Origin of the sequence: Amphibacillus sediminis NBRC 103570 (assembly GCF_001552275.1) — a bacterium.
Classification (GTDB): Bacteria; Bacillota; Bacilli; order Bacillales; family Amphibacillaceae; genus Amphibacillus_B; species Amphibacillus_B sediminis.
This window is the reverse complement of record NZ_BCQW01000010.1, coordinates 18,700-32,836: the sequence shown is the minus strand read 5'-3', so window position 1 is coordinate 32,836 and position 14,137 is coordinate 18,700. Positions and strand designations below refer to the sequence as shown.

12 protein-coding genes and 1 riboswitch are annotated in these 14,137 nt (G+C 37.7%); of the genes, 5 read left to right on the top strand and 7 right to left on the bottom strand.

Going from position 1 to position 14,137, the window contains the following annotated elements; translation table 11 throughout:
* Positions 1 to 68: 68 nt before the first annotated feature.
* The 5 genes from ASE01S_RS08075 to ASE01S_RS08055 form a co-directional block, all read right to left on the bottom strand.
* Positions 69 to 338 (bottom strand): SDR family oxidoreductase, encoded by a 270-nt coding sequence (locus ASE01S_RS08075; protein WP_067840827.1) that lies wholly within the window; start codon positions 336 to 338, stop codon positions 69 to 71.
* 116 nt (positions 339 to 454) lie between these two features.
* Positions 455 to 814, bottom strand: a complete 360-nt coding sequence (locus ASE01S_RS08070) for a MarR family winged helix-turn-helix transcriptional regulator (protein ID WP_245630342.1) — start codon at positions 812 to 814, stop codon at positions 455 to 457.
* A 606-nt stretch (positions 815 to 1,420) separates the two neighbouring features.
* On the bottom strand, positions 1,421 to 1,861 hold the full coding sequence (locus tag ASE01S_RS08065; protein WP_067840822.1) for a flavodoxin domain-containing protein: 441 nt from the start codon (positions 1,859 to 1,861) through the stop codon (positions 1,421 to 1,423).
* A 15-nt stretch (positions 1,862 to 1,876) separates the two neighbouring features.
* The gene (locus ASE01S_RS08060) at positions 1,877 to 2,926 is read right to left on the bottom strand and encodes a ribonucleotide-diphosphate reductase subunit beta (protein ID WP_067840819.1); all 1,050 of its coding nucleotides are present in this window, start codon (positions 2,924 to 2,926) and stop codon (positions 1,877 to 1,879) included.
* Between the two features lie 16 nt (positions 2,927 to 2,942).
* On the bottom strand, positions 2,943 to 5,219 hold the full coding sequence (locus tag ASE01S_RS08055) for a ribonucleoside-diphosphate reductase subunit alpha (RefSeq protein WP_067840817.1): 2,277 nt from the start codon (positions 5,217 to 5,219) through the stop codon (positions 2,943 to 2,945).
* Between the two features lie 392 nt (positions 5,220 to 5,611).
* A riboswitch (cyclic di-GMP riboswitch) is annotated at positions 5,612 to 5,695 on the top strand.
* Positions 5,696 to 5,854: 159 nt separating this feature from the next.
* On the opposite strand from ASE01S_RS08055, the gene ASE01S_RS08050 reads away from it, so the two are divergent.
* Both ASE01S_RS08050 and ASE01S_RS08045 read left to right on the top strand, forming a co-directional pair.
* The gene (locus tag ASE01S_RS08050) at positions 5,855 to 7,954 is read left to right on the top strand and encodes a FapA family protein (protein WP_067840815.1); all 2,100 of its coding nucleotides are present in this window, start codon (positions 5,855 to 5,857) and stop codon (positions 7,952 to 7,954) included.
* 607 nt (positions 7,955 to 8,561) lie between these two features.
* Positions 8,562 to 10,385 (top strand): methyl-accepting chemotaxis protein, encoded by a 1,824-nt coding sequence (locus ASE01S_RS08045; RefSeq protein WP_067840812.1) that lies wholly within the window; start codon positions 8,562 to 8,564, stop codon positions 10,383 to 10,385.
* Positions 10,386 to 10,548: 163 nt separating this feature from the next.
* Here ASE01S_RS08045 and ASE01S_RS08040 read toward each other — a convergent pair whose 3' ends face one another.
* The gene (locus ASE01S_RS08040; protein ID WP_067840810.1) at positions 10,549 to 10,797 is read right to left on the bottom strand and encodes a YuzB family protein; all 249 of its coding nucleotides are present in this window, start codon (positions 10,795 to 10,797) and stop codon (positions 10,549 to 10,551) included.
* Between the two features lie 223 nt (positions 10,798 to 11,020).
* Here ASE01S_RS08040 and ASE01S_RS08035 point away from each other — a divergent pair, with 223 nt between their 5' ends.
* Entirely contained in the window at positions 11,021 to 11,674 is a 654-nt protein-coding gene (locus ASE01S_RS08035) for a helix-turn-helix transcriptional regulator (protein ID WP_245630341.1), read from the top strand.
* A 560-nt stretch (positions 11,675 to 12,234) separates the two neighbouring features.
* Here the strand turns inward: ASE01S_RS08035 and ASE01S_RS08025 are convergent.
* Positions 12,235 to 12,660 carry a helix-turn-helix transcriptional regulator gene (locus ASE01S_RS08025; RefSeq protein WP_067840803.1) on the bottom strand — a complete coding sequence of 142 codons (426 nt, stop codon included), beginning with the start codon at positions 12,658 to 12,660 and terminating at the stop codon, positions 12,235 to 12,237.
* Between the two features lie 135 nt (positions 12,661 to 12,795).
* Between ASE01S_RS08025 and ASE01S_RS08020 the strand changes: the two genes are divergently transcribed.
* Together ASE01S_RS08020 and recX are read left to right on the top strand one after the other, a co-directional pair.
* Positions 12,796 to 13,077, top strand: coding sequence for a hypothetical protein (locus ASE01S_RS08020; RefSeq protein ID WP_067840800.1), 282 nt, complete (start codon positions 12,796 to 12,798; stop codon positions 13,075 to 13,077).
* A gap of 120 nt (positions 13,078 to 13,197) precedes the next feature.
* Entirely contained in the window at positions 13,198 to 14,004 is an 807-nt protein-coding gene (recX, locus tag ASE01S_RS08015; RefSeq protein WP_067840797.1) for a recombination regulator RecX, read from the top strand.
* The last annotated feature ends 133 nt before the right edge of the window (positions 14,005 to 14,137 follow it).

The following is a 14,137-nucleotide window of genomic DNA, read 5'->3' as shown; positions in this document are numbered from 1 at the left end:
TAAAAAATAAAAATCTGTTTTGCCTTAGGGGGAGCTTTTTATGTCCAATAAGTTTTATTCAAGTAAGTTTAAGTATGAAGTAGTGTCATCTTATAAAAACGAGAACTGCCCGGTGAGGCCAAATCAGGGTAATAAGATATATAGACAGCACTTATCCCCTCCAACAGTGGTCTCCAGGTGGCTTGATCATTCCAATTAAAAGGTAGTTTGCTGGATCGTGAGCCAATCCTTATTGGCATCACTTGCTTAGTAAGTCGTTCTGCCACTCTTCTTCCGGTTTTCCCAGTACCTCCTAGAACTAAAATGGGACCCTGAGGCTTTCCCACACTTTGATTCATAAAAATCCTCCTTGTATATGTGTTTATTTTTAAAGCCTGGTGTCACGACTTTCTCCTCCTTCCATCCAGACTTTAATTTGTTTGTACAAGCAACTATTTGGGTGAAAATAAAGACCTTAATCTTTATTTTCCAATTGATCACTTATCTTATCTAGACGAAGGGTTAATTCGTCCCCTTCTTTTTCACCCAATATGTCTCTATATCGACGACGAAGATTCATCCAACATTCATGAATGGTTTTCTCAAGATTTTTTCCTTTTTCCGTTGTATAAATGAGTGACATCCGACCTTCTACAATACTATAGACCAAACCTTTGGAATTAAGCTTTTCAATCAGACGCGTTACGGTAGAAGGCTTGAGATGGAGAATTCCACTTAACTCCTTTTGAGAAATTCCTTCCTTATCATAAACAGCCATTAGTAAATAAGCATAGGTTGGTGATAAGCCACTCATTGCAAATTCATCCTCCGCCATTTTAGTAACAATCCTACTTAAACGACTTGACGTAAAGTATAGGCATTCCTTCAAATAATTATCAAGCATAACTAATACCTCAATTCTAACTAGCTTATATTTAATATTGTTTGTACATACATATAAATCTTTTAATACATTGTCAAGGGAAAAATCGTAATTTACGAAAAAAGCTATAGAATAGGGTACCTTAGGCTATTTTTAAAAACAAATGCAGCTTTAGAATAAAGTTTGATCAACGTAATATTCATTCTAATGCTTTCTTTTTTGTATTTAATGAAAGGATAACTTTTCAATTTGAATAAAGGATAAGAAAAAAACTCGGTTTTCACCATAGGACTTGGTGATAAGCCGAGTTTTCTAATGATATTCAATAACTAGTCGATGCAATTGGCGATACTCTAGCGGGAAAAGCTCAAGCAGAAGATCCCACTAAGAGTAAGAGGAGTGTTGGGCTAAAATCGCCACGTCCTAGTGTCAATGCTTAACTGACTTATATCTTGTAAGCACGATGCTATGTCGATAGAAAGGAGTATCTGTCAACAAAAGTGTTACACTCAATAAGTGGCATTCATATTTAAGGATTTTGCGATGTCCTAACCTCTGTTAGACAAGGACATGCTCACGGGTTAATCGATCACAAAATGCACTAACTTTACGATAGTCTTCTTGCTGTGGCATCAGCTCAACTTTTAATGTAACAGCAAGGTCAGTATGGACATAGAGCATATCTCGGAACAGATCAACGGCACCGCAAAAGTATGGATAGAAGCTGTCACCCGTACCAAAGACTCCCGTTTTGACATGTTTTAAATCTTGTTCTTCCATTTCACAGAATAATGGGTCCATCTCAGGAGGAATGTCTCCATTGTCCCATGTATAGCTGCCTATTGCGATCAGATCGTAGTCAGCCAAGCATTGATAGTCTAGTTCATCAATGGGAATTAACTGAACATGATTCACGCGTTGCTTCATTTCAGCATAAATAGCTTCTGCTAAAGCAAGCGTATTTCCTGTAATCGAACTGTATATAATCGCTGCTTTCATAACGACCGTTCCTTTCTAAAGCTCGTCAAAACCATTAGAAGAAGAGACCTTCGTATAGGTTCGTGATTTTTGCTCAAAGAAATCTGATTTGGTTTCGTTCATCATTTCATCACTAAAAACATGAATCCAAGCCATTGGATTGTCACGCTCAGGATAATAATTGTCTAAACCGATTTGACGCAAGCGCTTATTAGCTAAGTATTCGACATATTGATGAAACTCTGTTAGATCAATGCCTGTAATATTCTGAAGGATATAATCGGCCCACTCCTTCTCAAGTTGGACAGCTTGATCAATCGTTTGATAGGCAAAGTTAATATTAGCCTCAGTATTTAATTCTGGATTTTCAGTAAGAAGAATCCGAATAAATTGTGAGATGAAATAGGCATGCTGCATTTCGTCACGTTGAATGTAACTGATCATTGAGCTTGTCTTCAACATCTTTTGTTGACGAGCTAAATGATAAAAGAAGGCAAATCCAGCATAAAAGTAAATCCCTTCTAAATTAATCGAATTAATCGCTAGCTCAAACAAACGCTGTGGTGTTGGTTCCTGATGAAAGGCATCATAACTATCTAAAATAAGTTGATTTCTTTTTTGCACAATTGGATCAGCTTTCGCTTGATTAAAGCGCTCATTCTGCTCACTTAGAGGAACGAGTGAACTTAATATATAAGAGTAAGACTCATTGTGAACAGCTTCTTGCTGAGCAATGACGGCAAAGATAGCTTTAAAGCTAGAATCACTCACATAATCCATGACTTGAGTCATGGTTGGGGTTTGCAGGCTATCGAGGGATGCCAGCTGCGTATTAACCCGCAGAAATACATCTTTTTCGATATCAGATAGCTGATCCCACTGCTTAATGTCATCCTGCATATTAATTTCTTGTGCCTTCCAAAAGTTCGCAAGTAAGGTTTGATATAAATCATACATTTGCGGGTAGGCAATATCATTCCAGTTTAATAAGCCGGAGGATTGACCATTGATCAATCCTGTCGACTTATTAGGGTAGGTTGGATTTAATAGTTTTATTTTTGTTAAAGGTGTATTTGTATCTGACATAAAACATTCTCCTTTATTAACTATGGCATGCTTCACATTCTTCTATTTCCGTCTGGGATGTACTTCTAACGTAATAGGTTGTTTTTAAACCATGTTCCCAAGCGGACATGTGCAGATTTAATAGATCGCGAGCCTTAATGTCATGGCGTACATATAAATTAAAGCTAATGCCCTGATCGATATGGCGTTGGCGTTTAGCATTTTGCTTAATACTCCAGACCTGATCAAGCTCATGTCGAGCGCGACGGTAGTAAGCATAGGTACGATGGTTAAGGTCGGGTGCTGTTACTTTAAATTTAAAGTTTTTCTTTTCTTCAGCGTATTCAACTGCATAGATTGGATCAATCCCATCTGTTGAGCCACCAATCTTAGCTGTTGATGAGTTCGGTGCAACAGCCATCAGCCAACCATTTCGTAGTCCTTTTTCAGCAACAGCTTGGCGTAACTCGTCCCAGCGTTTTCCACTGTATTGGCGACGTTCAAAATAACGACCGGTTTGCCATTCTGAACCAGCAAAGGCCTGATAGGCTCCTTTTTCTTCTGCTAAATCCATCGATGCTTTGATCGTATAATAGGCGATATCCTCGTAGATACGATCAGCATAATCAACGGCTTCATCAGATTCCCAATATAAATGCTCGAGTGCGAGTAAGTGATGCCAGCCAAATGTACCTAAACCAACGGCGCGATATTTTTGATTGGTAGCCTGTGCTTGTCCGACACTGATTGTGTTCAGATCGATCACATTATCTAGCATTCTAACTTGTACATTTATTAAGCGTTCAAGCACATTTGCTGGAACGGCTTTTGCCAAATTAATAGAAGATAAATTACAGACAACAAAGTCACCAGGCTTACGAACAATGACAATATTCCCGTCTTCATCTTGATATTCTTTGACAATTGCAGTCGGGGACATGTTTTGGGCAATTTCTGTACAAAGATTACTTGAATAGATCGATGTACGTCCTAAACCACGAACATGTTTATTTGGGTTCTGTCGATTGACTTCATCACGGTAGAACATATAAGGTGTCCCTGTTTCAAGCTGTGCGACCATAATGCGAGCCATAATATCCATAGCTCGATAAGTTTTACGTGACAGTAACGGATGATTAACCGCCTCTTGATATTTCTCTGTAAAATATTTTCGGTCTTCTTCATCATAAAAATCTTCTAAACCTAGTGGATTCCCTTGCTCGTCCTTCCAGCCCATTATTTGCTTAACTTGATGTGGACAAAATGTATGCCATTCCCCAATACTCTTACCATTTTCATCAGTAACCTTTAACTGTTCCATAAATAAGTCCGGGATACTGACACCGGTAAAGATATCGTGTGCTTTTCGGCGCTCATCTCCATTATTTGTTTTTAAATCGAGAAAACCATTCATGATATCTTTATGGAATATATCCAAATAAACGGCAACTGCACCTTGTCGTTGGCCAAGCTGATCAACGCTAACAGCAGTGTCATTAATTAAGCGAATCCAAGGTACAACACCCGATGAATTACCCTTAAATTTCTTTATATCAGAGCCAAGTGCTCTTACTTTTCCATAATAGACACCGATTCCACCGCCATCTTTACTTAGACGAGCGATATCCCAGTTGTTTAAGTAGATCCCATCGAGAGAGTCATCAACTGTATCGATAAAACAAGATGAAAGCTGTCCATAGCTCTTACCAGCATTCGATAGAGTTGGTGTAGCAACAGTCATATAAAGATTACTTAACGCCCAGTATGCCTCTTTTACTAATCCAAGTCGTTTTTCCTTTGCTTCATTTTGCATCAGTGTCATGGCAATAATCATAAAGCGTTCTTGTGGTAACTCGTACAAATGACGTTCGTGGTCACGAGCTAAATAGCGATCTGCTAATAAAAACAAACCGATATAATTAAATAGTTGGTCACGGTCAGCAACAATTTCCTTTTCAAGCTGATCAATTTCTGCTTGGCTATATCCATCAAGGAGTGCAGAACTGTAAATTCCTTCGTCAACCAAGGTCTGAATTAAAGCAAAAAAATTGCCATACTTTTTAGTGTGGCTATACCCCCGATTAGATGCTGCTTCCTGATAAAGCTGGTCGAGATAAAAGCTCGCAGCAATAAATGTCCAATTTGGTTGATCCATTGCAATTTGATTTAAGGCATAGAAAAGAGCTGCTTCTTGTTTATCTTCATGGTTTTCTCCTACCTGCCTTATCTTTTCTTTCAATCCTATTAAATCAACTTTGTGCACTTCTGCAAGCTGATCTAGCTTTTGTTCAATTTGATCAATAACAACTGACATCATGTCGTCCTCCTTGATATGTTGAAATAGCAAAATATTTAGCTATATTTTTATGCTGAATTATGTAAAAAACTAAAAAATACTATAACTAAAAAATACTATATATAGTGATCAAAAACAATTTTGATCACTATATATAGTATATTAAAACATAAATGTCTATTTGTCTATTAAAAAGTATTTTAAGTTTGAAAAGATTGACCACTCTATTATCTCAAGCTTTACGTTAAAACGATATAGGGAAAATATCCTAAAAGAGATAGCTTGATTAAAGCTAGATTTTGTCTGGAAATATTGGTGGGGTAATAAATCATTATAATTTAAGACTTTATCTTGCAATGATAGTACTTAATTACTATAATGTTGTTAGGAAAAATTAATTTAAAGCTGCATAACGATAAAGGCAAACTTGTTGAAAAACAAGGACGCAAAGCCACGGGTCTAAGGATTATTTCTATGATCGCCGGGTCACCGAAGAGATGCGGATACGATATAACTATATCGACAAGTCCACTCTATTTGGGTGGGCTTTTTTTGCACAAAAAATAACAGCACGAATCAGCCTCGAGGTAATAAAAGCTTGCGCTATCGGATTGTTGTTATGAAGTTATTAATGCAGAATTGGAGTGGAAATTGTGCAAACGTTTATTTCAAAAGGTGCGACGGTACAGGAAGCCATTGATTTGGGATTAAAGACGCTCAATCTGAAGATTGAACAGGTTGATATTGAAATTATCCAAACTGAGAAAAAAGGATTCCTAGGGATAAGGAGTAGAGAAGCCATTGTGAAGCTGATTCAACTTCAGACTGATCAACATGAACAAACGGACTCAAGGGCAGCTTATGTTGATCAAGGTATGCTCCATCATAATAAACTCCTTGATGATGTTGAGCAGCTATTCAAAAATGATTCGAGTGAAGAATCGTTTAGAGGTGATCAAGTAGATAATCGAAATGTAGAAACACTTGATTATAACCAAACGTCATTGGAAGGAAAGGTCTGGGTCCGTGATGGTCAAATTCATGTTCGAGATGGACAAAAGCATCATCCATCCATTAATATCGGCAATGGTATTAAGTTAATAAAAAATGGCCAAATCGTTGAAGATGGCTTTATCTTTGTAAAAGAATCAGATCGACTTGAGATAGAAACGGTGACTGAACAACAACCAACCGAATGGAAGGTTACAATTTCGGATAATATGCTAGAGGCACAGTTAGAGATCAGACCCGGTTTTATTATAAATCGGACAGTTAAGGACATGTCACCCTGTTATCAAATGACGTTAGAAACAGAAGAACATTATCAGTTAAATCAAACATTAACCTATCAAAAAGTATTAGCTAAGCTTGACCAACTAAACATAACATTTGGAATTAAAGAAGAAACGATTACTGAGGCGCTTCAATCGCAGGAGGGAGGAGTCTTTATCATTGCTAAAGGTACTCCTGCTACTGAGGGGAGCGATGGTTACATGGAGGTAAAGGTTGAGACCAAAGTCACCGATTCTTTAGCTGAAAATCAGAATAAACAGGTCATTGATTATCGAGAGCGAAAAAAAATCCCAACCGTTGAAAAAGGCCAAATTATAGGAATGATTCGATTGCCAATACCAGGACGTGCAGGTCGAACGGTCACTAACGAAGTGATAAAAGCTAAACCCGTCCAACCTGTTCAAGTTATATCACAAAGTGGGACGATATTATTAGCTGATCGAATTATTGCAAATGAAAATGGTCGTCCTTATATAGAAAAGAACGGAAATATTGTTAAAACAAAGGTTCTACCCCAAATGGTACACGAGGGCAATGTTGATTTAGAATCGGGGCACATTCAATTTCAAGGGGATGTGCAAATAATCGGGCAAGTGACAGAAGGGATGATGATTAAATCAGGAGGCAATGTGAATGTACATCAAGATGTTAGTGGGGCAACGATCCATGCCGCTAAATTAATCCAAATACATTCAAGTGTTAATTCATCTTATATCACAGTAGGTGGAGAAGTCGATCCAGAATTACAATATTTATTAGAAACGGTCCAAACAAAAGCTGAACAAATGTATGCCATGATCAATCAAATTGTTACTTCTGATTTATATAAGGAAAGTCAATATCATGAGTCAGGGATCGGAGCACTTATCACACTAATTAAGGAAAAACGCTTCAAAACATTAACCTCAGAGGTACGTTCGTTTATAAAAATGGTCACAGAGCAAAAGCTAGGATTAGTCGACCAAGAATGGGATGATCTGGCGAACGAACTAAATAGGTTATTTTTGCGTTTATCACATCAAAATCAATCGTTAACTCAATTTGAACAAACCATTAATAAAATGGCTTTGCTTCTCGAGATTAGTAAATGGCAAAATAATAAAGATGCAGCCATTAACGTGGTTAATTGCCTGAACAGTCGTCTATACAGTACTGGTGATATTATTGTTACTGGTCGGTCGTGTATTAATACTTATATCCAAGCCGAAGGAGTGGTAAAGGTTCACGGAATTGTTCGGGGTGGCGAAATCTATGGGCGCAATGGGATCGAAATACATGAGGTAGGGGGTAAGATGGGGACAAAAACAGTTGTCATTGTTCCAAGTGATCAACAAATTTCGATTGACAAAGCTCATGAAGGTACAATTATTAAAATTGGAGACCAACAATATCATGTTCAAGAGGAAAAAGTTGGTATTCGTGCTAGACTCAATCACGAGCATCAACTCATGTTACATTAGCCATCATAACGAAATGATGTCAGCCTGTATCTCCTCCGTAACCACACAGGCTTCATTGATCTGGACTTAACCAATAAAAATAAGAAAACGATCTACTTTATCGCAGTGTAACTGTCTGGGCTGCGATTACTCGCCCCCATCGAAAGGCTTTTGTAAGACTCCCGCTATAAGAAGTAAGGGAACATGTCATGTCTAAGTGGGAGATCCAACAGCCAGTAACGGCCCGATGGTTCAACTAACATTCAGTGGGGAGAGAGGAAACTGATTAAGTTCGCGACGACGTCTGCACTCGCACATCCTGTGCGTCGAAGCCCCCACTGCACGAAGTTTCACTTTATGATCAGTTTGCTCAAATGATCGAAAGTCAATAAATGATTAGACATAGTCAACAAGTCACAGATAACGCTAGCAGGTTAGTTGTTGCTAAGACTATATTACTGTTTTGGAACGATGAGTTAAGACCTTAATTTGTCTAATAAGCTAGATAAAGGTAATTTAAACTTGTATTATCTGTAAAAGAAGTATACTATATGATTATATAGTTCGTCTGTCCGATGAACTATATTTATCAACAAATGAAAGCGTTTTATAGAAAGGGGAAAACACCATGTTCAAGCGTTTAAGACAGGTGAAGCTAAGGCCTTTAAAAGGAAAAAAAGCGAATAACTCGATTAACGTAAAGCCCTTCCTTAAGCAAAGGCAGCCTAAACAATCTAAAGCTAAATCAGCTCATAAATTTGGTCTACATAACCTTTCAATCGGCTGGAAGTACGGCTCAATCTTTCTGATTATTTTTGTTCTCTTGTTGACCTCAACTGGATTAGTAGCCTATGCGATTAGAGATGCACAGCGAGATATGCGAATATCAGAACGCCAAGGAGATCGTGCAGTACTGACGACTGAATTGAGCCAGCTAATCCAATCTAAATCTCTATCAGCTACAGCGTTCATCCAATTTAAAAATGAATCACATCGTAATGAATATGAAGAAAAACAAGCTAGAGTAGAAGAACTCCTCAATTATTTGGCAGAAAATATAAACAGTGAGCAGCAACAAACCTTATATTTAGAAGTTGTAGATCACAACAACCAGCTTGATGAAATGTTTTTTGAGGACGTGTTAAATGCTGCTGAACAAGATGAAACTTTATTGCGTCTGTATAGTAACCGATTTAGTTCCTTAACAGCTACAACAACTGCCTATTTAGAATATTTGCGTGAACTTATTATAGAGGAACGTGATGAAGCAGTTTTAAATGCTGAATCTAGTCAGCAGTTTGCTTTAACCGTATTAGTTGCTTCTATGTTTCTATCTTTCGTAATTGGAATTATATTACTTATTCTTCTGACACGCTATGTCTCAAAACGCTTAAAAGCAGTAGTTGTAGTCAGTGAACGGATTTCTAGTGGTGACTTGACCGTTGAGGCCATTGACTATCAAGGCAATGATGAGATTGGATTATTAGCCAAATCGATGAATGAAATGAAGCAGCAGCTTATTCATATGATTAATCAAATTAAGGAAACATCCTTTATCGTTAGTAGTCAAAGTGAACAATTAAATCAATCTGCTCATGATGTCAGATCTGGAGCGGAGCAAATTGCCGCCACAATGGAAGAATTAGCATCTGGCACTGAATCGCAAGCGAGCTTTGCTAGCAATTTAGCTGGAACGATGAAGGATTTTGCTGAGAGAATTACGACTATAAATGCAAGTAGTGAAACAATCAACCAATCATCCTCCAGTGTATTGGAACAAACCGAAGCGGGTAGTCGTTATATGACTAAATCAATTGAGCAAATGGAGAGTATTGATCATATTGTTAAAGAAGCAGTAAGTAAAGTAGATGGTTTAGATCGTCAATCTAAACAAATTAGTAAGCTTGTATCTGTTATCAAGGATATAGCAGACCAGACCAATTTATTAGCATTAAATGCTGCCATTGAAGCGGCACGTGCTGGTGAGCATGGGTTAGGTTTTGCAGTAGTAGCAGACGAGGTAAGAAAGCTAGCTGAGCAAGTTGCTCACTCTGTTGTCGATATCACTCAAATTGTTCAAACGATCCAGTCAGAATCACAACTTGTATCATCAGCACTTGAAAAAGGTTATCAGGAAGTGGCGCAAGGAACAAAAGACATTGAGGAAACTGGTGTTCGTTTTGAGTCAATTGAGCAGGCGATTGCTGACATGACAGCACACGTTCAAACAGTGATGACAGGCTTAACAGCACTTGCAAATGATAGTGAAAGTGTCAATGCCTCTGTTCAAGAGATTGCCTCTATTTCAGAACAGTCTGCTGCAGGTGTTGAAGAAGCTTCGGCCTCAGCAGAAGAAGCTTCCGGAGCTATGGAACAAGTTGCAGAAGGTGCTGGTAGTTTACTAAGCTCTTCTCATAAATTAAATAATTTAATTGAAGAATTTCAATTGTAATCAATTGATATGGGTACAACAGATTGAACGATCAAAAAAGGCACATGGCAGTTATAGCCATGTGCCTTAGAATATTAATAACCCACTTTCTACCTTGTTGATAAGCTTGATTACTATGGTTGAGTCGGTTATTAATTGCACTTTGTTAAATAATTGTATAGGTTTAAGAGTAGAAGAGGGTAAGCTCTTCCTCGATAGCCTTTCTAATGTTAACAATGCAGTCGTCCACGTCTTTTCCTTTTATTCTTCTCCCATTAACGAGTGCATAGGGTCTTAATCGACACAGTCCACAAAAAGAGAGACACTCACTTATTAGAACAGATACTTCAGGGTATTCTGATTCAAATAATTGTTCGGCTTCTATTGTTTGTAAAAGGTTGCTTTCACAGATTTCGACAATAACAATACCCATGGTATCCCACTCCTTTTTATAAGATGCTTTATTAAATTTCAAATTATATCTTAATCTGAGTAAATTGTCAGTTTTTATGCTTGGAAATTATAATGTGACAAATTTGTCTAAAATGCAAACTTTCTAAATAAATAACTATAAAAAGGAAAGTTTGTTATTTACTTCACAAACTTTTTTCGGTAAGATAGAGTCATAAAGGCAGGTGTTGGGAGTGGTGAAAGATATGTCGACAAGAGAAGCGATTTTACAACTATTAAAAAAGAGTAAGGAATTATCAGTAAGCGGTTTAAAAGAATATCTAGATATTACTGAAATGGCGGTAAGAAAGCATCTTGTTAAACTAGAGGGTGAAGGGCTGGTTAAAGCTAGAACAGTGCGCCAACCAATGGGGCGGCCCGTTATTTTTTATAGTTTAACTGATCAAGGCCATAATCTCTTTCCGACCAATTATGACAAAATTGCTGTCGAAATTCTCCAAGATATTCAAGATAGTATGGGGAATGAGGCGATTGATAAATTATTTGAAAATAGAGAGCAGCGGATGCGGAAAACTTACCGACGTCGTATTTATCAAGACGATCCATTAAAGGAACGGGTAAAGCAACTCGTTGAGGTTCAAAGAGAAAACGGTTATATGGCAGAATACCATGAAGAACAGAGAACGGAAGATCATGACTTAATTTTCTCATTTGAACAATTTAACTGTCCGATTGCTGCTATTGCTGACCGATATGATAAACCTTGTCAATGTGAACTTCAGCTTTTCAAAGAAGTATTAGGCACAGACCAGGTCGAGCGCGTTACTTGTATTGCAAAGGGAGAGAACAGCTGCAAATACCTTGTAAAGGAAGCTGAAGTTGAATTATCAAGAAAATAGGGTGCGGAAAAAGAACGGCTGACTCCTGTCAAAAATGAGGGGGTTAGCCGTTCGTGATTGGAGAGAAAGTTCAGTTCAAAGTGATCATGACACCTTTTGGCTTCACTCGGCAGAAATCTCCCGCTTTATCGCAGTGTAACTGGCTGGGGCTGCGATTACTTGCCCCATCGAAGGGCTTTTGTAAGACTCCCGCTAAAGAAGTAAGGGAACACGTCATGTCTAAGGGGGAAATCCAACAGCCAGTAACGGCCCGATTGGTTCAACTAACGTTTAGTGGAGGATGGCCCCCCCACTGTACGAAAATTCAATTTATAAGTGGTGAGAAGAAATGCCTATTGGTCTACCATGCGGTAGGGATACAACCCCCGACTGAATTAAGTAAAACATGATGCCGCAGCTTCTCAAAAAAAATTATCGAGCATAGCTCGATAAAATCCGACGTAAATAGGTCAAAGCGCATTTGATTATAGCTTGTTCTCAGACGATCATAGCATATATTTCTAATATCTCTAACTGTTTGTTTCTGAGACTGTATCTCGAGCTTGTTAAGCCTCGCATGGCTAAAGACGTTTAGTCTCAGTGATCGTTGTTTTTAAAATCCGTAAGGCCGCTCTTTGTTGCTTTACGGTTAGCTGACTTAATTGTACAATTTGCTCCTTTAACGGTGGATTTTTAATTAGGTAATCCACTACACTTAATAATGACTCATCTATAACCTCTCCATTATCATGCTTCGTTTCATAAAATTGTTGAAAATCATTGAGAAATTGATTTGAATATCTATTTAGACCTAATAAATGATCAATCGATTGTTTAAAGACATGGCTAAGCTTGATGATGGATGTTAAGTCAGGTAAAACATCGCCATTTTCCCATTTAGCGATAACAGACCGTGAAACCTTTAATTCATCGGCAAGCTTTTGTTGCGTCCAGTTATATTGTTTACGAAAATATTTGATATTTGCTGCTAATTGCGAGCTAACCATTCCAATCACTCACTCATTCAATTAAAGTTATGTGGTAATCCTAACATGATTTAGGTCTTTATTTACATTTCTTGTTGTTCTTAGTAAGGACATGTAGTAAAATGTTCTTATTAAGAACGTTTGAGGGGTGGTTATGTGGTAGGATGTTTACTTATTAATAAACATGAGTGGCAACAGAATTCGAATGATCTGAAGTTTTTTACAGCATTTGAACAATCGATTACTTTCTCAAGTATACAAGGTTACCCAGATTGGATCTGTCTAAAGCTAGAGGTTGAAGATAAGATCCCAGTTTGGCAATTGGCTCTGGAACTTGAATGGACGAACACAACAACCAGTTATGGATTTGGCGAAACCCTTGCGGAGGCAAAAAAAGCTGCGATTGAAACATTAACTAAGCGTCTACAATATAACTAGCATCGTCTCGTCAATATAGTTTGTCCAATTGCTAGTTTATTACGCGTTAGATCTGGTAGCTCGTCTATGTCAATATCTGTTCTTGTCATGCTATAATAGTCAAGGAGAGGTGATCGTGTAGTGTTCACTATTACAAAAATTACTGTCCAGAAAAAACAAAATCGCTATAATATTTTTCTAACAGATCAAGCTGGAAATGAAAGCTATGCCTTTAGCGTCGAAGAGGACCTATTAATTCGAGAAGGATTAAAAAAGGGTCTTAAATTAGACCAAGCTACAATTGAAAGCTTGAGGGATAAAGATAACTTACAAAAAGGCTATTCACAGGCCCTGGTTTATTTAGGCTATCGAGTGCGATCCGTTCAAGAGATGCGAGGGTATTTAGTTGAAAAAGAATATCACCCAGAGCAGGTTACCTTGATTATAAACCGGCTAATATCCGAAAAACTACTTGATGATCATGCATTTGCCGTTGCTTTCGTTGATACGAGGAAGCAAACGAGTACGAAAGGGCCACAATCGATCAAACGAGAACTTACAGAAAAGGGAGTTGCCCAAACGATCATTAACCAGGCTTTAACACGGTATACTTTTGAGGAACAAATTGCTAAAGTACAAAAGTGGTTAGCTAAACAGTCTAAGCGAACAAGTCGACAATCACATCGACAAACGCAATTAAAGTATAAGCAGACTTTAATGCAAAAGGGGTTTGAGCTGGATGTTATTGAACAAGCTCTAGCCAATGCTAATGATTATAATAATGAAGAAGAGTGGAATGCTATTGTATATCAAGGAAAAAAAGCGTTTGAGCGTTATAGTCGTAAAACAGAAGGCTTTCAACTCGTTCAGAAAGTTAAAGGATTCCTTTATCAAAAAGGTTTTAGTCTTGAACAGATTGACATGTTTGTTGATCAGTACTTGAACTAATTAGCTGTTTTCTATCAAGAATATATTTTGATCTGGGGTACAGCGATCACTAATCAATCGCAATCCTACAAAAATGGTTCCAAACGATCCAGTTAATGTTTGGAACCATTTTTTATGCTGTTTCAATAACGAC

Coding starts and splice junctions, on each gene's coding strand:
- ASE01S_RS08075 (WP_067840827.1), bottom strand. CDS start 338: ATGAATCAAAGTGTGGGAAAGCCTCAGGGTCCCATTTTAGTTCTAGGA.
- ASE01S_RS08070 (WP_245630342.1), bottom strand. CDS start 814: ATGGCGGAGGATGAATTTGCAATGAGTGGCTTATCACCAACCTATGCT.
- ASE01S_RS08065 (WP_067840822.1), bottom strand. CDS start 1,861: ATGAAAGCAGCGATTATATACAGTTCGATTACAGGAAATACGCTTGCT.
- ASE01S_RS08060 (WP_067840819.1), bottom strand. CDS start 2,926: ATGTCAGATACAAATACACCTTTAACAAAAATAAAACTATTAAATCCA.
- ASE01S_RS08055 (WP_067840817.1), bottom strand. CDS start 5,219: ATGTCAGTTGTTATTGATCAAATTGAACAAAAGCTAGATCAGCTTGCA.
- ASE01S_RS08045 (WP_067840812.1), top strand. CDS start 8,562: ATGTTCAAGCGTTTAAGACAGGTGAAGCTAAGGCCTTTAAAAGGAAAA.
- ASE01S_RS08040 (WP_067840810.1), bottom strand. CDS start 10,797: ATGGGTATTGTTATTGTCGAAATCTGTGAAAGCAACCTTTTACAAACA.
- ASE01S_RS08035 (WP_245630341.1), top strand. CDS start 11,021: ATGTCGACAAGAGAAGCGATTTTACAACTATTAAAAAAGAGTAAGGAA.
- ASE01S_RS08025 (WP_067840803.1), bottom strand. CDS start 12,660: ATGGTTAGCTCGCAATTAGCAGCAAATATCAAATATTTTCGTAAACAA.